Below are 18,018 nucleotides of genomic sequence, written 5' to 3' on the forward strand. Positions count from 1 at the left end.
TTAATCAGTTGTTTAAACGGGTATTATCAAAGCTCTGCAATGGATCTGAATATTTCTGAATAGACTGCTTTTATGTTTTCATCTGTATTTTCGTCATCGTACAAATAAAATTCCCAAGCTGTTGAACTATCGGCAGTCTCAGCATAGAATCCGCTGGCATAACTCGTTCCTGGTGTCCATTCCCAATCTTCCCAGGAATCATCGTCAAAATCTAAATCTGCTTCTGTAAATGGAATATGGTTGTTAGCCTCTATAAAAAAGAACGGAATGGGAGAATCTAAGTAAATTTTTGCGTATTGATGTTCACTGGCTTGCGATAAGTTTTCGGGCATGATAAAAACCGCATCATAGGAATCGAAATCATTATTCATGACATCATCAAAAGTAATCTCCTCAAAACTAACTTGTTCTTCTTTGATCTCCGGAAAATCTCCTATAACAGCAATAGTTAATGGTTTGCCTGTATAAGGTTTATACAATTGATGTTGTGAATAAAATGACAGTGAGAGCACTAGAGTGGCGATTAAAAGCAAGAAAATCCATTTAAGACTTATTATTCTTTTCATCCTACATCTCCTCAAATATAACAGTTACGATACAATTTAATTAAGCTAAGTGTACCATAACAGTTGATTAAATAAATGATGTTTTAAAAAATTCTATTTGTTACTATAGCTATGGAAGCTCTTTTTCAGAGAATTGTACTTGTACTTTTAAAGTGCCATAATGGAACTAAATCTATTCGAAGAAGAGGAGCGTGACTGTATGGCTGAACCGAAAATGAAAGAAAATGACAATAGTGTGATCGACTTTATCGAAAGCGTAGAGAATGAGAAGAAAAAGGCGGATGCTTATCAGCTGCTGGACATTTTTGAAGAGGTAACGGGCTATAAAGCAAAAATGTGGGGTCCTAGTATTATCGGCTTTGGCAGCTATCACTATAAGTATGCCTCTGGACATGAAGGGGATGCACCTTTAGCGGGATTCTCACCAAGAAAAGCGAAACACACTCTTTATCTGGCGTATGAAAGTGAAGAAAGAGAAAAGCTGCTGGAAAACTTTGGCAAACATACGAAAAGCAAGGCGTGTATCTACGTGAATAAACTAGCGGATATCGACATTGATGTTTTAAAAGAGTTAATTAAACAATCAGTAGAAACTTACTAGAATCTTTATCCGAAGGAATAAAAAAGTTTTTATCTAACAGCACAAACCCGACCACAGAATTCTTCGGTCGGGTTTTAGCTATCTCAAACATTTCTATAATAAAATATTTTATTTGTTGAACGCTAAAATCATTTCTTTATACAAATCAATGAATTTCAAGTAAACATCTTTATGCACGTATTCATCAACTTTGTGAGCCATTTTAGTCAGACCGGGTCCGAACATCATGAATGGGAACTCGTCGCTTTTAGAGCGCAGGAAGTTGGATCCGTCAGTTACTCCTGGAGAACCAATCGTTCCAGGCTTTTCACCGAAATATTTCTCGTCTAACTTTTTTCGTTTTTGAGAAAATAATATTAATAATTGCATACTTTGGTATTAAGTAACCGTGATTTTTAACGATGAAAGAATTACTTTGCGGTATAGGTAAAAGTCCATAAATATATTCATTGGTAAAGCTTACAAAACACTATTTTTACGGTATTATGTAGGAAAAGAAATAAGGAGGGATTTTTTTGAAGATTACTAAGGTATACATTGAAAACTTTAGAAATCTTACCGAGGTTTCTGTACGTTTAATGGGAGTTACTGCGATTATTGGTAATAACAATAGTGGAAAAAGCAATTTTTTAAGAGCGCTTACGTTGCCCTTGTTATCAGAAGAGATAGGTACTAGTAGTAAAAATTTAAGTTGGACCGACATTGGTAATGAGTCTAAAAATAAGTATTATGAATTTATTGAAAGTAATAAAGATGCTCTTTCTAAAGGAAAAGTTGAGCTGTCAATGTTTGAAGCAATTATTCCTAAAATTACAGTTACAATTGAATTTACGGTTGAAGACTCTGAGTCATATTCAATGAAGGATTTCGCTGTTAGTTTTTCAGAAACAGGAGAAGCACAATACCAATTATCATATAGTTTTACTTGTAAAAATTCGAAAGAGTTAATGGAGCATGTTGCTGAAGTTATTAATAATACTGATTCTGGTAACAGCTTAGAAGAATTAAAATTAAATTTACTACCAGTTAGTTTATATACATATGCTATTTACGTTCCATTTAAAGAAAAAAACCTTTCATATGACAATTTGAAACTATTAAAATATAACTCTATACAAGCTGAGAGAGACGAATTCTCCAATAGTAATACAAGATTAGGATCAAAACAATTAGTACAGCTTTTAAATAAAAAATTATCAACTTCTTCTATGATTAAAATAGAGTCCGAATATACCAATTTTTTTGAACAAATAAAATCATTATCGGGAATGGATGAAGTATTAAACTGGCAAGAAAATACTGAAATAAAAAATGCCCAAGACTTCTTTTCTAAAATTTCTATATTACCTAACATGCCTCCAATGACTTCTTTACTTAATAGCGTAAGATTAGGGTACGACGAATCTTCACTAGCTTCACAAGGTTTAGGTTACAGAAACCTTATTTTACAACTTGTTATGATTAATTCGCTAATTGAAGCTAGTAATTCTTTATATTCTTTATTAACTGTAGAAGAACCTGAGGCCCATTTGTGTTATGAAAATCAACAGATAATGAATAGTTTTATTTTAAATATTGCTAGTGGAAATAAAGATCTTCAATTAGTTTATTCGACTCATAGCTTACAATTTTTAGATAAACTAGATTTAAAGAATATCGTTTTAATAAATGAAGGGAAGGGGTACGCTTTTATAGAAGAATTTACTTCAAATGAATTGAACTATCTTTCAAAAAATCCTAACTTGGATTTATTTAAACTTTTTTACTCCAGTCGTTGTATTTTAGTAGAAGGAATATCGGAAGAATTATTGATAAAGTCTTACATAAAAAATAAGCACAACACTCTATCAAATATAGAAATTATTTCTTTTCATAAAGGCTTTAAGAAAATCATCGATATTTGGTTGAAAATAAATATACACACTAATAACAAATTAGGAATCATTAGGGATTTTGATAATCAACCTAGAGCTCAAGAAGAGCATGAGGCTTATAATTCATACGATAATATTTTCGTAAAGACTACTGTAAATTATACATTAGAAGATGATATTGTGATGCAAGGTAATAACTTTTCTATTTTAAAAAAATATTTTGAAGCTATGTATGGATGGTCAAATATTGAAACCCCAGAGTTGTTATCCAAGAAGTGGAAATCAGCTAAAGCTGAGATTATGTTGCAATTTTGTGTAGATATAGGTAATGAGGAGTTAAGTAACGTAGAATTACCGCAACATATTGCATTAGTACTTAATTCTCTTGAAATTGTTTAAAGAAGAGGGTGATAAGTATGGAAATTAAAATTGCTGGAGCTGGAGCTGGAAAAACGACTAAATTAGCTCAGAAAATAATTGATAGGCAATTAAAAAATAATGGTAAAATAATTTATTGTGTTTCATTTACGAATTCTTCAGTAAACACAATCATTGATAAGTTAAAAAACTATTATGGAGAAATTCCTAAAAATATCAAAGTTAGTACAATACATTCTTTTCTGAATTCAGAACTGATAAATCCTTATTATTTTATTCTATATGGAAAACAATTCCATCATATTTCCAATGCTAGTCTAAGTGACAAACCTAAATTTAAAAATTCAGAACTTAAAAGACTAGAAGAGAAAGGTTTTTTGCATGTAGATACATTCACCGCTAAAGCAAAATATGTAATGTGCGGAAAATCAGGTGACCGAAAAAAGCACAAAGAAACTAGAGGTAATATTCAGGATTTATTCTCTAAGTATTTTGATGCTTTATACGTAGATGAAGCGCAAGATATAGATAAAAATTTTAAAGAAATACTGATGAAGTTTGATGAGTTAGGCTTATATGTAGAAGTAATAGGAGACCCCAAACAAGATTTAAAAGGTCTGGGATGCCTTCCTGAATTAATAAGGGAATACTCCCAAGAGGTAACTTATATTAAAGAATCTTTTAGATGTCCGCAATGTCATTTAAATTTTTCGAATATATTTATTGGAGAAAATGAACAACAATTCTCTCCTCAAAAAAGACAAGGTACACTTAATTATTATTTTGAATCTGAAATAGATGACTTACATAAATTTATCGAAAAAAAGAATTATGACTTAAAGTATATACACCAAAAAAACGAACGATTCGACACTCATGCTCCAAGAAGAATGGATAACTATCTATTTAATGAGTTAAAAATTGTTATTTCAAGCAAAGAGGAAAAACCGATAAGCGATATTTTGGTAATAAAAAGTGCCAGTACTTTAGCATATGAATTAACAAAGCAAGTAATCGTTCATAAATTTAAGCCAGAAGATGCAATAAAAAGAACACTTCCTTACGGATTTGTAAAACCAGCTGAGTATTATAAAATACTTAAAGCTTTAGAGATTGAAACCAATAACGTTCAAAATGATAAATATATTGTAAGGTCCATAGAGTCTGTGAAAGGTTTAGGGGAAAAAAATTGTTTATTTATAGTAACGCCAAGTATCTTTCCATATATCCTTGGTCAGAAAATAGGAGGGAAAATTGCAGCTAACTTGTATGTTGGACTAACCCGTTCTAAAGAAAATCTTGATTTATTGATAACAATCGAATCCGAGATGAAATTCTCTAAGGAAAATATAGCTAGTTTCTTTAAGAATGTTATTTAATGTTACGTATTTTATTAAAAATGAAAAAGGAGTTGTGACTTTATGGATGATAAGTTAGACCGAAAAGGATTAATTATAATTAATGGCTCAATGTGTTTTACAGACATAGAAAGGGAAGAGTTACAGCAAGTTTTTGAATTAAACAATATGAACATACTTTTCTTGGAGCAACGTGGTATCCAAAATTCAATTTTCGATGGTATAGAAATTATATTAAACAATAACTTGTTTAATCTAGTAGCAGGAGGTTTATTGATGCCAGCTGCTTATGATGCTCTAAAAAAAGGCTTGGTCTTTGTTATAAAAAAAATTAAATATAGTAATGCTAAAATTTTGAGAGCAAATAAAGATTTAGAACAAACAAATATCGTTATTAAAATTAAAACCGATAATGGAGAAATAATTGCATCAATTAATCGAGAACTAAGTGAAAAAGAAGTAGAAGAATACATTCAAGCAATGATTGCAGCATCTAAAATAATAAAGGGAACTGATAAAAAAGATTATTATTATATCATTGATAAAAATACAGATGACTCTTTAGAAATACTCTCACTATCCAGCTACTTAAAAAAACACAATAAAATTTAAAATACTATTTTTACAATACAATAAGAAGCTGGGACAAAAGTGTTTTTTCAAAAAATTTAGTCCCATCTCTATAGTAGCAATGAAATAAAAAGAAAAAATGCATTCCCACTATTGGATGAATATTCCAGTAGTTTTGGGAATGCATTTTTTATAGAGACCTTTTGTCCCAGGCTCTTATCTATTTTGATAAATTTTCGTAGTTAATCTAGGGCCTGTGATTTTACTGATTAAATGCTAAAATCATTTCTTTGTACAAATCAATGAATTTCAAGTAAACATCTTTGTGCACGTACTCATCAATTTTGTGAGCCATTTTAGTTAAGCCGGGTCCAAACATCATGAACGGGAACTCGTCGCCTTTAGAGCGCAGGAAGTTGGATCCGTCAGTTACTCCTGGAGAACCAATCGTTCCAGGTTTTTCACCGAAATACTTCTCGCCTAAATCTTGAGCGATTTCTACCAGTTCAGATTTTCCATCTGTGAACACACTCGGCAGAGCCATTGTGACTTCTACATGAATCTTAGCATCTTTTTGCTTGTTGATTTCTTCAGCAATCTCATTGAATTTGGCAATGACTTCTTCCGTATCGTATTCAGGAATCGTCCGCACGTTGAATTCTGCAGCAGCAACCTCAGGAATCGAGTTGACTTGCTGCCCGCCTTGTACGATCGTGCAGTTCATAATCAATTCGCCCAGCGTTTCATTTGAGCGGCTCGGGTCGCGTACTTCTGCGTTCACTCGAGTAATGAATTCAGCTAGTGGATCGATCGCGTTGTAACCTAAATGCGGCATAGCACTGTGCGCTTCTTGTCCTTTCGAAGTGACTTTGAAGTTCAAGGAACCTTTATGCGAATAAACGATTACATCTTGAGAGGGTTCTGCGACGATCAAAGCATCGACATCGTCCATGTAGCCTTCTTCATATAATTTCTTCGAGCCAACTCCGCCGACTTCTTCACCAGTCGTTGCCATGAAGCGGACAGAACCTTTCGTTAAGGTGTTGCTTTCTTTCAATTCAATCATAGCGATGGCTAAAGCAGCCAGTCCTGATTTCATGTCGTTAGCCCCGCGTCCATAAAGCTTGCCCTCTTTTTCTGTCAGCACAAATGGATCTGTCGACCAGTTGGAGACATCCCCTGGTGAGACGACATCCATATGTCCTGAGATCCCAAATACCGGCGATCCTGACCCAATTTCCGCTACCAAATTGACCCTGGTTTCTGTAACAGGAACGATCGTGGAGTCGATACCGTACTCTGCGAACAATTTCTTTAGGTATTCCGCTACTTCGATCTCGTTTTCGTTGACGCTATTAATAGCTACAAGATCTTCTAAAATAGTTAATTTTTGCTGCTCTGTAAAAACACTCATCCTAATTAGCTACTTCTTGTTTTTATCCTAAAACTTGCCGTACTCTCTACATCAATCTTACATGAAGCAGATGAAACCTTCAAATAAGGGGCTAAAATGCTAAAAAAAAGGTTGTCTCTGAAGAACGAAAAGTGATAGGCTACACTGAGATACTCATTCAATTGGAGGTATTCTGATGAATATCAAATGGAAAAATAAAACGTTAATAACCTATGTATTAATTTTACTCAGTATGGTGTTATCCATCTTATTTGTACAAAACAACTTTTACTTATACGACAAGCCGATAGCAGAAGTGATAGAAACTACGGTGACGGATGAAGAAGAAATGGTAGATTCCCTGAGCAATACAGATCAAGTATTTGATCAAACGGTGATCGGAGAAATCAAAAACGGCGACCATAAAGGGCAACGTATTCTAATGGAAAACCAATACTCCGCATCCGGTGCGGCGGACCACGAATATCAAATGGGAGATAAAATCTTCGTGAGTATTCAAAACGATGAGGGAACGCATTTGACAGGAAATATCGAAGGAGCTAAACGAGATACGTTTATCGTAGTTGCTGCCTGGCTATTTATTGTGACGGTCCTATGGGCCGGGAAAAAGAGTGGTTTGTATTCATTAATCAGTTTAGTCGTCAATGTTTTGGTATTGATGATGGCGATGAATTACTACACTGAGGGAGAAGACGTAAATTTATTCTGGATCTGCAGCGGACTGGTGCTTTTCTTTACAGTCTTTTCATTGTTGTTGGTGAGCGGAAACAACAAAAAGACCCATGCGGCTATTTTAGCCACTGTGGCAGGGACATTCTCGTCGTTGCTGATTGCTTATGCGGTCATTAAATTGACAGCTGGAGAAGGACTGCGGTACGAAGAGATGGCTTTTATCACCAGAAATCCGCAGTCGGTATTTTTAGCCAGCCTTTTAGTCGGTTCTCTAGGAGCCTCAATGGACATTGCTATCACGATCACTTCTTCGCTGTATGAGCTGACGGAGAAAAATCAGGCAATCGCCTTGAAAGACTTGAAAGCATCTGGCAAAGAAATCGGCAAAGATATTATGGGGACGATGGCCAATGTGCTGTTCTTTGCCTATGTGAGCGGCAGTATCCCGATGATCTTGCTGTATTTGAAAAACGGCATGGCAGTGAATTACACGCTATCGATGAATTTGTCATTAGAGTTGACGAGGGCGCTAGTAGGAAGCATCGGGATCGTCTTAACGATTCCCATTAGCATCTATACAGCGATTTACTTCATTCGTAAGGGGAGGGTGGTCAAATGAATGCATTGATTTGGTTGGCGCTGATTTTATTTTTCCTCATGAAAGTGATTGGCGGTGAAAAAGGAACGCGCTCTTTTCTGGCCTTGTTTTTCAACTTCGGGATCATGCTGATCACTATTATCCTTATGACAGACCAAGCAATCAATCCGATCCTTTTGACGATTATTGCATGTGTATTGATCAGCTGCATCAATTTGTTTTACATCAATCAATTTAATTTCAAATCTCTTACGGCATTTGTTTCAACGATTCTTACGTTGATTTTGTTGATCTTCGCTGTTTTTATATTGGTAGAGAAGTCTAAAATTCAAGGATTTGGGATAGAAGAAATTGAAGAGTTGCTGTCATTTTCATTTTATGTCGGGATTGATTTTGGCGACATCATCATCTGTACGATCATCATGGGAACGATCGGAGCAATAACAGATACAGCTATCTCGATTTCTTCTGCGATGAGCGAAATCTACCTTCACAATCCGACTTTAGATCGGTACCAGTTATTCAAATCCGGGATGACGGTTGGAAAAGATATCCTGGGGACGACGACAAACACTTTGTTCTTTGCTTTTATCGGCGGTTATCTGGCGCTGATTATTTGGTTCAAAGATTTAGGCTATTCTTTAGCGGAAGTCTTAAATTCGAAAGTATTCGTTTCTGAAGTGATTTCGATTTTTTATACAGGGACGGGTGCTATTTTGATCATCCCAATCACAGCATGGCTTTCAGCATACAGTATGGTCAAATACAAAGACAAGCTCCGCTACAGTAAAGCGGAATAACAATAGAGAAATACTTGATGGACAAAAAAGATCGTACAGATTTTCAGCACGATCTTTTTTTGTTACGTCTTTCAGGACTGATAGAAGAAAACCAGGTACGTTGAGGCGATTGACAAAAGGATAATCCAAAAGATATAATTCATTCAAATAGATATTTGAATGAGAGGTGAGGATAATGGGTATAGAGGTTTGTAAAACGAATATCGTACATAAAGAAAAAGTAGAAAATGTAAAAAGCATATTGGACGAAAAAGACTTTTCAAGTTTACTTGCGTTAGGGAGATGCTTTGGAGATACATCTAGGATCAAAATTTTTTATGCTTTAGAAACGTACAAGGAAATGTGTGTCTGTGATTTGGCAGCTGTATTAAATGCAAGTATAGCTACAACGTCACATCACTTACGATTTTTAAAAAAGCATGGAATGGCAATATCGCGACAAGATGGAAAGATGGTTTATTATTCTATAGCGAATGAAGAAGTACATTCGATCATTCGTGCTTTTTTCAATGTACCAGAAAATAAAATTATGAAATCTTAGTTTGGAGGAAGCAAGTTTGTTACAAAGTGTTTTTACAGCCATAGCTGTTTATATTTCTACTAGTATTGATTATTTATTTATTTTGTTGATTATTTTTTCGCAAAGTCATACCAAAAAGGGAATCCGTCATATTTATTGGGGACAATATCTTGGAACAGGAATCTTGGTAGCAGTGAGTTTGTTTGCTGCATATGTACTGAATTTTATTCCTCAAGATTGGATGATTGGGCTTCTTGGTCTGATTCCAATTTATTTAGGGATTCGAGTTGCCTTAGTGGGTGAAGAGGAAGAAGAAGAGGAGGAAGTAGTTGAAAAGCTAGAGTCTCGAGGAACAAGTCGCTTGTTCTGGACTGTTGCCTTAATAACGATTGCATCGGGCGGCGATAATCTAGGTATTTACATTCCTTACTTTACCGCTCTGTCGGTTCTAGAAATTGGAATAGCTCTAGTTGTATTTGCTATTTCGATTGCGCTTCTTTGTTATATCAGTTATCGATTAGCAAAAATTTCTTTTGTCTCTGAAACGCTTGAAAAATATGAACGGATCATTGTGCCTGTTGTGTTTATTGGATTAGGGATATTCATTATGGTAGAGAATGGAACTATTCAAGCTCTACTAAGTTTTTTAGCTTAATGTTAAAATTTGAAACGGCCTTTCCAGGCATATTCTGGGTGGTCGTTTCTTTTTTAGAGATCAGATTTCAAAACTTGACCAGCGTCAATTTTCCTTCTTCACAAATCGGCTATACTACAGTTGTAAAGAAGAAGAGGGAGTGAAAACCTCTACTACAAAAAACAATAAAGGAGATATACATCATGACAAAAGCCGTCCTTACATTAGAAACGTTGTCTTGTCCAAGCTGTATGCAAAAAATCGAGAACGCTGTAAAAGGATTGAACGGGATCGATAAAGAAAGCGTCAAAGTATTGTTCAACTCCAGCAAAGTGAAAACGGAATTTGATGAACAGACTGTTTCCATCGAACAAATCGAGAAAGCGATCGTAGACTTGGGCTATCCAGTTCTTAAAACAAAAGTGAAATCAGCTTAAAAGAATCCAATCAAGAAAGAAGGAGTATCATCATGACAACATTCAATGAAGCAGCAAACAAAAATTTTGAAAAATTAGACCTGTTCACTGCAGCGATCACTCGTGCACATGGCAAGAACCACCCCGAAGCGTTTGAGGTGCGGGATTTATTCAGTGCAATCAATGAAAAAACACATGCAGCTGGTTCTGCTAAACCAGATTTGGATGCAGAATTTACACAATTGCGTGAGATCACAGATAATTATGCCATTCCCGGCGATGTCTGTGAAACGTATGCAGCAGTGTATAACATGCTTTTGGAAACAGACCAAGCTTATCAAGCGTGATTCATCATATAAACTCCAGAAAGAAAATAGAGACTTTTCTTTCTGGAGTTTTTTTGTTCAAATAGAAAACTAATGTCTCAAACTTGATGGCAGTCAATTATTATATTGAGAAATCATCTTATACTATACTCAACAATAAAAAACAGGAGGAAAAAATCATGCAGCAGCATCTATTAAGTAAGAAAAACCATCTTACATTGATCAGCGGAGTGTTGATCGTATTTGGATTCTTCAGCCATTTTGTTTTAGAAAATGTGGGGCTTTCTGAAGGAGCTTTGATCATCGCTTCTATTTTGGGAGTTGCTCCTATTGCCGTTCAAGCGTACCAAGCCCTAAAAGTAAAAGTCGTCAGCATCGATGTCTTGGTCACCATCGCTGTTATTGGAGCATTTTGGATCCAAAACTATGAAGAATCCGCTATCGTGACGTTTTTATTTTTATTCGGACATTTTTTGGAACAACGCACATTGAACCAAACACGTTCGGCGATCAAAGAACTGACTGAAATGGCACCAGAAAGTGCTTTGCGCCAAATGGAAGATGGAGGATTTGAAGAAGTAGATGTGGACGATGTAGATGAAGGCGACGTCTTGCTCGTCAAGACCGGTGCAAAAATTCCGGTAGACGGTACAGTCTTGTCGGGAGCAGGGCATATTAATGAAGCCAGTATCACAGGCGAACCTGTACCGGTAAACAAAACTACGGACGCTGAAGTGTATGCCGGAACGATTTTAGAAAATGGGACCATTCAAATCCGAGCTGACCGAGTGGGAGAAGATACGACGTTTGGGAAAATCATTGAACTCGTGGAAGAAGCGCAAGATTCCAAGTCGGAAGCAGAACGGTTCATTGACCGCTTTTCCAAATACTACACGCCGGCTGTTTTGGTCCTCTCATTTGTAGTGTGGCTGTTCAGCCGAAACATCGAACTGGCTATCACTATTTTGGTTCTGGGCTGTCCAGGTGCTTTGGTTATCGGAGTACCTGTCTCAAATGTTGCTGGAATTGGAAATGGAGCTCGCAATGGTGTTCTTCTTAAAGGTAGTGAAGTGATCCATGACTTCAGCCGAGTGGATACGATCGTATTTGATAAAACAGGTACGCTGACAAGAGGGAACCCAACTGTAGCGGAGATAGAGATTTATGGTGACAATTCGAATGAAGCACTTGAGTATTTGGCCAGCGTAGAACGCGAATCCGATCATCCGCTCGCAAAAGCCGTCTTGCAAGAAATAGGAGAAACGACGTTTTCGACAGTAGAAGGGACAGAAGTTGTCAAAGGCGGCGGTATCGTAGCCAATGTGGATGGCCAGCGGGTAGCTGTGGGTAATGTAGCATTAATGGAAAAAGAAAACGTGATGCTCAATAATAAAGCGCAAGCAGATGTAAGGCGATTTGAACAAAACGGGAATTCGCTTGTTCTGACAGCGGTCGATGGCGAATTGAAGATCCTGATGGGCATTCGCGACCAGATCCGTGTGGGAGTCAAAAAAGAGTTGCAAGCATTGAAAAAGTTAGGTGTGAAAAACTTAGTTGTTCTTTCGGGGGACAACCAAGGGACGGTGGATGTGGTGGCGCGTGAATTGGGATTAACAGAGGCGCATGGTCATATGCTGCCCGAAGACAAATCAGCGCATATCGCACACTTACAACAACAGGGGCAAATCGTCGCTTTTGTTGGAGACGGTGTTAACGACAGTCCTTCATTAGCTTTGGCGAATATCGGAATTGCAATGGGGAGCGGGACAGATGTGGCGATTGAAACGTCGGATGTTGTCTTGATGAACTCTGATTTCAGCCGCTTGCCTCATGCCTTAGGATTGACAAAAGCCACTGCACGGAATATGAAACAAAATATCCTTATCGCAGTTGGTGTGGTCTTAGTCTTACTGGCCAGTGTTTTCTTCAGCGAATGGATGAATATGTCTATCGGAATGTTGGTGCATGAAGGCAGTATCTTAGTCGTTATTTTTAACGGAATGAGGTTGTTGAGTTACAAATTGAACGGCAAACAAAATCGCGAGAAAGCAACAACTACATCAACATCAAATATATCTGTGACCTAGAAGGTCTATCTAAAAAGAAAGCATCCTGCAATTTGGTTACGCTGCTTCTAAACGATCGAAAGTCAATTTGCGTGCCCTTTAGTCAAAATTCAAGCCAAAAAAGGAACGCAAATCCGATTTGCGTTCCTTTTTTGAGATCATCTGCCTTTAAAGGGAACGTAACTTAGTTTTGCGTTCCCTTTATCCAAATAATCAATGCAATAGGTAACGCAAAAAAGTGAGAACAGCTTCCAAATTAGCAGAATACTTTTTTTTTTGCTGACTTGCTCCTATTGCTGGTTAAAGATTTACTCTTCATCAATGACTTTATTGAAACTCTGACGTTGATCATAGTATTTTGAGATGTTGATTTTATGGTCTAAGTTATTGCGGTAATCCTTGGAGAATACACAGCCATAAAGAGTATCCAAAAGGAAAGAGATCGAACTGTTCGAACTAAAACTTCCTATTTTGGAATACAGCTTTTCACGCGTGGTCATACGAAGGACGCAATCAGCCTGCTTCGTTAATGTATTATCACCAATGCTGGTCAACACAATGATCGGCGTTTTTCTGCTTTCTAAAATCGGCAGCAAATGGACGATCTCTTTAGTTTCTCCCGTGTAAGAGATGAGGATGATACAAGTATTTGGATCACAATTGACTGCCTCATACCCTTGATCTACAGTACAAAGATGGACTGTTTTTCCGATACGGGTCATCTGTGATTTGAAGTCATGACAAAGAAATAAGTTATTGTTTATCGCAAATATTTTGATCTCTTTTGCTTGATTCAACAATTCTGCGGCTCTTTGCAACTCATCTTTATTGAGCAAAGACAAAGTGTCGCTGATGGTCGTTTGTTTTAGTGCGGCTATTTTATTTGCGATGGTAAGAACCGAATCATCCTCTTCAAAAGGATAATTAGCCTCTATATCTTTAAAGGGACTATTCAAATAGCTGACTTCTTCACTAAAGACGTTTCTCAGCTCCACCCATCCTTGATACCCCAGTTTTTTGGCAACACGTATCAATGTTGAAGGATGGGTATAGGTTTCTGCAGCTATTTGCTTTGTAGTTTTATCTCGAATATCTCCCCGTTGATCAAACATATAGTCAATAATGGCTTCTTCTGAAGGAGAGAAAATCTTTTCTTTCATTCTTTCTGTTAACAGCATTTTTATCACCCTTTTTTAGTATAGCTCACGTAAATAGCGTTTACAAAAAAGTTTGATTTTGTAAATAAATTGTAAACGACATTTGATGTTTACTTGATTGTCTTGTTAATAAGGGAACCTCCTATATAATGACAGTAAAGAGCTGTGAAATTGAAGTGCCATATGAATTAGAATGAAGGCGCTTTTTTAAGTGAAAAAAGAAAGGAAGTCATAAATAATGTTTGCTATTCAAGACAAAGTCGTCATTATTATGGGAGCCTCAAGCGGTATTGGAGAAGCTACAGCACAAAAGCTTGCAGAAATGGGAGCTAAGCTAGTTGTTGCAGCTCGTAGAGAAGACCGTTTGAAAACGCTAGTTGAATCCTTACCGAACGCAGATATTTCTTATGCGGTCGCAGATGTCATTGATAAAGACCAAGCTCAGGCAGTAGTAGATTTAGCGCTTGAAAAATACGGACGAGTAGATGTCCTTTTCAACAATGCAGGAGTCATGCCTCAAGCTCCGTTAGCAGAAAAACGATACGAAGAATGGCAGCAAACAATCGATATCAATGTGATGGGAGTATTGAACGGGATAGCTGCTGTCCTTCCAATCATGAAGCAACAGCAATCTGGTCACATCATCACCACTTCTTCTGAAGCTGGACATATGGTATTCCCCGGCGGAGCAGTTTACTGCGGGACAAAAACGGCGGTCATTGCTATTATGGAAGGCTTGCGCCAAGAAGAGCGAGAAAACAATATTCGTAGTACGGTCATTTCTCCAGGGACTGTGGATACGGAACTCCATAATACAATTAATGATCCGGAACGCCGCAAATGGACAGAGGATCTTCAACACAAAATCGGGTTGAAATCCAGCGATGTTGCGGACGCAGTGATTTATGCCATCGGAACACCGGAAACGGTGACAGTTAGTGAAATCGTTCTTCTCCCTACTAAAAAAGGATTTGAATAGACTACTCTGATAAAGAGGGCTTTTATTGATTGTAATGTAGAATTCGACTGCTTTTATTTTGACTCTGGTTATTCAGATAGAATGGAGGATGTGCATGAAACAACTAAAAAGGGTGACTCTTTTAACCGTCTTAATGGTTATGGTTGGTATGGGAGCGTCTATTTCCCTAAAAGCAGCCATCGGCGTTGGAGCTTGGGATGCTATGGCTCAGTCAGTATCTTATCTGTCTGGCATAAAAATCGGGACCATTGGAATGGTGTTCAATAGTCTCTGTGTTTTAGGGCAGATCCTCATCTTAAAAAAGAATTTCAAATGGATTCAGTTGTTGCAGTTGCCTTTGAACGTTTTTTTAGGGACCATTATCAATTTCTTCTTGTATGATGTGTTGGGGCCGATTACGATCGACAGCTACATGGTCAACCTTTTCTTACTGTTAGGGGCACTTGTCCTCATGGCGCTGCTTGTGAGCGCAGTGATGGTGCTCAATGTGGTGACATTTGCTTTAGAAGGTTTCTGTATGGCTATCTCGCAAGCTACCAGATTTGATTTTCCAAAAATCAGACAAGGAATGGATTTCATCAGTGTCACGGTCGTACTGATTCTTACTTTTGGTTTCTCACTTCCTCTAACTTTAAGAGAAGGTACGATCATAGGTATGCTGCTATTTGCACCCTTGATGGGATTCTTCATGGCCAAATTGCGGCCTCTTTTTAAACGACTGAATCTTTTAGAAGAAGAGTCAGTTGGAAAAGTTGAGATAAAATCTGTAGAACAATATAAAGCGATGGATTAAATTATTTGGAGGCTATATTCCCTCTAATAGAATAGAAATAAAAAGAATTCTTTGAATTTAGAGTTCTTTTTCCTTGACTTGGAGTGAACTCCAAGAGCTAAAGTAAGACTTGCAACGATCAAAATTCAGTTTAGGAGGAATTAGAGTGGAATATGTGAAATTTGGGAATACAGGTATGGATGTTTCGCCAATTTGTTTAGGTGCCATGGGTTTTGGGGATCCGAATAGTGGTTTTCATGAATGGGTCTTGAAAGAAGACGAAAGTAAACCAGTCATTAAAAAGGCTTTGGATCTAGGGATCAACTTTTTTGATACAGCCAATATTTGTTCTTATGGTGCAAGCGAGAAAATTCTTGGAAAAGCTCTTAATGAGTATGCCAATCGTGATGAAATTGTCGTCGCTACAAAAGCTTATATGAAAATGAAACAAGCTCCTAACAGCGGCGGGCTGTCCAGAAAAGCTCTTTTTCATCAAATCGATCAAAGTTTAGAGCGTCTTGATATGGATTATGTAGATTTATATATTACTCATCGTTGGGATTACAATACGCCAATTGAAGAAACAATGGAAGCGCTGCATGATATAGTGAAGTCAGGGAAAGCAAGATACATTGGTGCTTCAGCTATGTATGCTTGGCAATTTGCTAAAGCTCAAGCAGTGGCAGAAAAAAATGGCTGGACCAAGTTTGTTTCTATGCAAAATCATTTGAACCTGTTGTATCGTGAGGAAGAAAGAGAGATGCTTCCTTTATGCGAGGACCAAAAAATCGCAGTTACTCCATACAGTCCATTGGCTGCTGGCAGGCTGACAAGAGATTGGAGCGCAGAGACAAAACGATTTATCACCGATACGACAGCGAAGTCCAAATATGACCAAACAGAAGAACAAGATAAAATGATCGTAGAACGTGTGGCCGAAGTAGCAGAAACTCATGGAGCGAAGAGAGCACAGATTGCATTAGCATGGCTGCTTCAAAAAGACCAAGTTGTTGCACCGATCATTGGCGCAACAAAAGAAAGCCACTTACTTGATGCCATACCAGCGACTGACATTGTTTTGACACAAGAGCAAATCGCTTATTTAGAAGAACCTTATTTGCCGCATAAAGTTACGGGTGCTATTTAAGAATAAAAAAGGAGCTTATCGTTTCTCAGTGTTGAGTAATCGGTGAGCTCTATAAGTTTATAAGGCAGACATAGGTATTGAAAATTAGTGGGTCGAATACAAATAAGATAGGGGAATGTAAAATGGCAAAACATGAAGAAGTAAAAAAATTACTTTACTTGTGGGTCATAAAATCATTACGGTAAGTCAGGTTTATCTCCTATACCTGACTTGTGAGCACAAGAATGTTCTCCATAAGGTAGATAAAGATTATTTATCTTGTCATTCTGTCAAAAAAATTCAATCTACGGGAAACCCCCAAAAAAACTTCTTTAGTTATAGTTAAAAAGAATAGCTAAGTATGAAGTATAGGTATTAGCCAAGTTAGGTTTAGCCTAGTATGATGGAAATAACAAGAAATAATTGGATAGGTGGCTAATGATGATGAAAGATTTATTAAATCGAATCATTAAAAAAGAAATTGTAAAAGATTCCCCGCTTTTTGAAGAAATACATGAGCAAAAGGCAGGTAATGAAAGATTAGTGATGGAATTGAATACAGGTTACCATGCTCCAGAAGACGTGATCGCATCGCTTGAAGAAATCACAGGTGAATCGATCGATTCTTCGGTTACGGTTTCTCTGCCTTTTTACACAGATTTCGGGAAACATATTTCATTTGGGAAAGATATTTTTCTCAATCAAAATGTTACTTTCGTTGACTTAGGCGGTATTTACCTTGAAGATCATGTATTGATCGGTCCTGGCGCTCGTTTGCTAACAGTGAACCATCTAGTTGACCCAGTAAAAAGAAGAGGGATAATAGTAGATTCGATTCGCATCAAAGAGAATGCTTGGATCGGTGCAAATGCAACGATTTTGGCTGGTGTAACTGTCGGTAAAAATGCTATCGTTGCAGCAGATGCTACCGTTACGAAAGATGTACCAGATAATGTGATCGTTGCAGGCACACCTGCGAGAATCATTAAAGAAATTGATTAAAACCACTAGTGTTGCATAAATATAGTCAGAATATTCTGAATTATTATTTTCTTGAAAAAAGTAAAAAAATCGAATGCTTACGCAAAGGATGACTATTTCCAGAAAATTTTGCTTATTTAGCTGATTCCATTAGCATCCAACAACAACGTTTTATTGTAGTCAATTGGGCACTAAAAGTTCAATCCATTT

19 protein-coding genes are annotated in these 18,018 nt (G+C 37.0%); 15 read left to right on the forward strand and 4 right to left on the reverse strand.

Annotated elements, in window-relative coordinates; translation table 11 throughout:
• Window positions 1-26: 26 nt before the first annotated feature.
• Window positions 27-566: a hypothetical protein gene (locus ACEN36_RS11405; protein WP_407102046.1), complete on the reverse strand. Its 540-nt coding sequence runs from the start codon at window positions 564-566 to the stop codon at window positions 27-29.
• Window positions 567-765: 199 nt separating this feature from the next.
• Between ACEN36_RS11405 and ACEN36_RS11410 the strand changes: the two genes are divergently transcribed.
• Complete coding sequence (locus ACEN36_RS11410) at window positions 766-1,167, forward strand: DUF1801 domain-containing protein (protein WP_407102047.1); 402 nt, start codon at window positions 766-768, stop codon at window positions 1,165-1,167.
• A 108-nt stretch (window positions 1,168-1,275) separates the two neighbouring features.
• Here ACEN36_RS11410 and ACEN36_RS11415 read toward each other — a convergent pair whose 3' ends face one another.
• The gene (locus tag ACEN36_RS11415; RefSeq protein WP_407102048.1) at window positions 1,276-1,536 is read right to left on the reverse strand and encodes a M20/M25/M40 family metallo-hydrolase; all 261 of its coding nucleotides are present in this window, start codon (window positions 1,534-1,536) and stop codon (window positions 1,276-1,278) included.
• A gap of 146 nt (window positions 1,537-1,682) precedes the next feature.
• Between ACEN36_RS11415 and ACEN36_RS11420 the strand changes: the two genes are divergently transcribed.
• The 3 genes from ACEN36_RS11420 to ACEN36_RS11430 are packed head-to-tail and all read left to right on the forward strand — an operon-like array spanning window position 1,683 to window position 5,389.
• Window positions 1,683-3,440, forward strand: coding sequence for an ATP-dependent nuclease (locus ACEN36_RS11420; RefSeq protein WP_407126624.1), 1,758 nt, complete (start codon window positions 1,683-1,685; stop codon window positions 3,438-3,440).
• A gap of 17 nt (window positions 3,441-3,457) precedes the next feature.
• The gene (locus ACEN36_RS11425; RefSeq protein ID WP_407102050.1) at window positions 3,458-4,798 is read left to right on the forward strand and encodes a UvrD-helicase domain-containing protein; all 1,341 of its coding nucleotides are present in this window, start codon (window positions 3,458-3,460) and stop codon (window positions 4,796-4,798) included.
• A gap of 42 nt (window positions 4,799-4,840) precedes the next feature.
• The gene (locus ACEN36_RS11430; protein WP_407102051.1) at window positions 4,841-5,389 is read left to right on the forward strand and encodes a hypothetical protein; all 549 of its coding nucleotides are present in this window, start codon (window positions 4,841-4,843) and stop codon (window positions 5,387-5,389) included.
• 220 nt (window positions 5,390-5,609) lie between these two features.
• Here the strand turns inward: ACEN36_RS11430 and ACEN36_RS11435 are convergent, their stop codons facing one another.
• On the reverse strand, window positions 5,610-6,761 hold the full coding sequence (locus tag ACEN36_RS11435; RefSeq protein WP_407102052.1) for an ArgE/DapE family deacylase: 1,152 nt from the start codon (window positions 6,759-6,761) through the stop codon (window positions 5,610-5,612).
• A 175-nt stretch (window positions 6,762-6,936) separates the two neighbouring features.
• Between ACEN36_RS11435 and ACEN36_RS11440 the strand changes: the two genes are divergently transcribed.
• The 7 genes from ACEN36_RS11440 (at window position 6,937) to ACEN36_RS11470 (ending at window position 12,814) form a co-directional block, all read left to right on the forward strand.
• Complete coding sequence (locus tag ACEN36_RS11440; protein ID WP_407126626.1) at window positions 6,937-8,052, forward strand: YibE/F family protein; 1,116 nt, start codon at window positions 6,937-6,939, stop codon at window positions 8,050-8,052.
• Window positions 8,049-8,831, forward strand: a complete 783-nt coding sequence (locus ACEN36_RS11445; protein ID WP_407126627.1) for a YibE/F family protein — start codon at window positions 8,049-8,051, stop codon at window positions 8,829-8,831. Before ACEN36_RS11440 ends, ACEN36_RS11445 begins: the two co-directional genes overlap by 4 nt.
• Window positions 8,832-9,006: 175 nt before the next feature.
• A complete protein-coding gene (locus ACEN36_RS11450) occupies window positions 9,007-9,372 on the forward strand; it encodes an ArsR/SmtB family transcription factor (protein ID WP_407097362.1) in 366 nt (121 codons plus the stop codon).
• Window positions 9,373-9,388: 16 nt separating this feature from the next.
• Window positions 9,389-10,006: a CadD family cadmium resistance transporter gene (locus ACEN36_RS11455; RefSeq protein ID WP_407102055.1), complete on the forward strand. Its 618-nt coding sequence runs from the start codon at window positions 9,389-9,391 to the stop codon at window positions 10,004-10,006.
• A 182-nt stretch (window positions 10,007-10,188) separates the two neighbouring features.
• Window positions 10,189-10,422, forward strand: a complete 234-nt coding sequence (locus tag ACEN36_RS11460; RefSeq protein WP_407097364.1) for a heavy-metal-associated domain-containing protein — start codon at window positions 10,189-10,191, stop codon at window positions 10,420-10,422.
• Between the two features lie 32 nt (window positions 10,423-10,454).
• Window positions 10,455-10,748, forward strand: a complete 294-nt coding sequence (locus ACEN36_RS11465; protein ID WP_407097365.1) for an iron-sulfur cluster repair di-iron protein, ric — start codon at window positions 10,455-10,457, stop codon at window positions 10,746-10,748.
• Between the two features lie 158 nt (window positions 10,749-10,906).
• A complete protein-coding gene (locus tag ACEN36_RS11470) occupies window positions 10,907-12,814 on the forward strand; it encodes a heavy metal translocating P-type ATPase (RefSeq protein WP_407097366.1) in 1,908 nt (635 codons plus the stop codon).
• 287 nt (window positions 12,815-13,101) lie between these two features.
• Here ACEN36_RS11470 and ACEN36_RS11475 read toward each other — a convergent pair whose 3' ends face one another.
• Window positions 13,102-13,971 (reverse strand): MurR/RpiR family transcriptional regulator, encoded by an 870-nt coding sequence (locus ACEN36_RS11475; protein WP_407102058.1) that lies wholly within the window; start codon window positions 13,969-13,971, stop codon window positions 13,102-13,104.
• Window positions 13,972-14,188: 217 nt separating this feature from the next.
• Here ACEN36_RS11475 and ACEN36_RS11480 point away from each other — a divergent pair, with 217 nt between their 5' ends.
• The 4 genes from ACEN36_RS11480 to ACEN36_RS11495 all read left to right on the forward strand — a co-directional run bounded on the left by ACEN36_RS11480 (window position 14,189) and on the right by ACEN36_RS11495 (window position 17,829).
• Window positions 14,189-14,929 (forward strand): SDR family oxidoreductase, encoded by a 741-nt coding sequence (locus ACEN36_RS11480; protein WP_407097368.1) that lies wholly within the window; start codon window positions 14,189-14,191, stop codon window positions 14,927-14,929.
• A 94-nt stretch (window positions 14,930-15,023) separates the two neighbouring features.
• Complete coding sequence (locus ACEN36_RS11485) at window positions 15,024-15,722, forward strand: YczE/YyaS/YitT family protein (RefSeq protein ID WP_407102060.1); 699 nt, start codon at window positions 15,024-15,026, stop codon at window positions 15,720-15,722.
• 145 nt (window positions 15,723-15,867) lie between these two features.
• Window positions 15,868-16,848, forward strand: coding sequence for an aldo/keto reductase (locus ACEN36_RS11490; RefSeq protein WP_407102062.1), 981 nt, complete (start codon window positions 15,868-15,870; stop codon window positions 16,846-16,848).
• 417 nt (window positions 16,849-17,265) lie between these two features.
• Window positions 17,266-17,829, forward strand: coding sequence for a DapH/DapD/GlmU-related protein (locus tag ACEN36_RS11495; RefSeq protein ID WP_407097372.1), 564 nt, complete (start codon window positions 17,266-17,268; stop codon window positions 17,827-17,829).
• The last annotated feature ends 189 nt before the right edge of the window (window positions 17,830-18,018 follow it).

Source organism: Desemzia sp. FAM 23989 (assembly GCF_045528345.1).
Classification (GTDB): domain Bacteria; phylum Bacillota; class Bacilli; order Lactobacillales; family Carnobacteriaceae; genus Desemzia.

Coding starts and splice junctions, on each gene's coding strand:
- ACEN36_RS11480 (WP_407097368.1), top strand. CDS start 14,189: ATGTTTGCTATTCAAGACAAAGTCGTCATTATTATGGGAGCCTCAAGC.
- ACEN36_RS11475 (WP_407102058.1), bottom strand. CDS start 13,971: ATGCTGTTAACAGAAAGAATGAAAGAAAAGATTTTCTCTCCTTCAGAA.
- ACEN36_RS11470 (WP_407097366.1), top strand. CDS start 10,907: ATGCAGCAGCATCTATTAAGTAAGAAAAACCATCTTACATTGATCAGC.
- ACEN36_RS11465 (WP_407097365.1), top strand. CDS start 10,455: ATGACAACATTCAATGAAGCAGCAAACAAAAATTTTGAAAAATTAGAC.
- ACEN36_RS11495 (WP_407097372.1), top strand. CDS start 17,266: ATGATGATGAAAGATTTATTAAATCGAATCATTAAAAAAGAAATTGTA.
- ACEN36_RS11430 (WP_407102051.1), top strand. CDS start 4,841: ATGGATGATAAGTTAGACCGAAAAGGATTAATTATAATTAATGGCTCA.
- ACEN36_RS11425 (WP_407102050.1), top strand. CDS start 3,458: ATGGAAATTAAAATTGCTGGAGCTGGAGCTGGAAAAACGACTAAATTA.
- ACEN36_RS11410 (WP_407102047.1), top strand. CDS start 766: ATGGCTGAACCGAAAATGAAAGAAAATGACAATAGTGTGATCGACTTT.
- ACEN36_RS11445 (WP_407126627.1), top strand. CDS start 8,049: ATGAATGCATTGATTTGGTTGGCGCTGATTTTATTTTTCCTCATGAAA.
- ACEN36_RS11440 (WP_407126626.1), top strand. CDS start 6,937: ATGAATATCAAATGGAAAAATAAAACGTTAATAACCTATGTATTAATT.
- ACEN36_RS11460 (WP_407097364.1), top strand. CDS start 10,189: ATGACAAAAGCCGTCCTTACATTAGAAACGTTGTCTTGTCCAAGCTGT.
- ACEN36_RS11415 (WP_407102048.1), bottom strand. CDS start 1,536: ATGCAATTATTAATATTATTTTCTCAAAAACGAAAAAAGTTAGACGAG.
- ACEN36_RS11485 (WP_407102060.1), top strand. CDS start 15,024: ATGAAACAACTAAAAAGGGTGACTCTTTTAACCGTCTTAATGGTTATG.
- ACEN36_RS11450 (WP_407097362.1), top strand. CDS start 9,007: ATGGGTATAGAGGTTTGTAAAACGAATATCGTACATAAAGAAAAAGTA.
- ACEN36_RS11435 (WP_407102052.1), bottom strand. CDS start 6,761: ATGAGTGTTTTTACAGAGCAGCAAAAATTAACTATTTTAGAAGATCTT.
- ACEN36_RS11405 (WP_407102046.1), bottom strand. CDS start 566: ATGAAAAGAATAATAAGTCTTAAATGGATTTTCTTGCTTTTAATCGCC.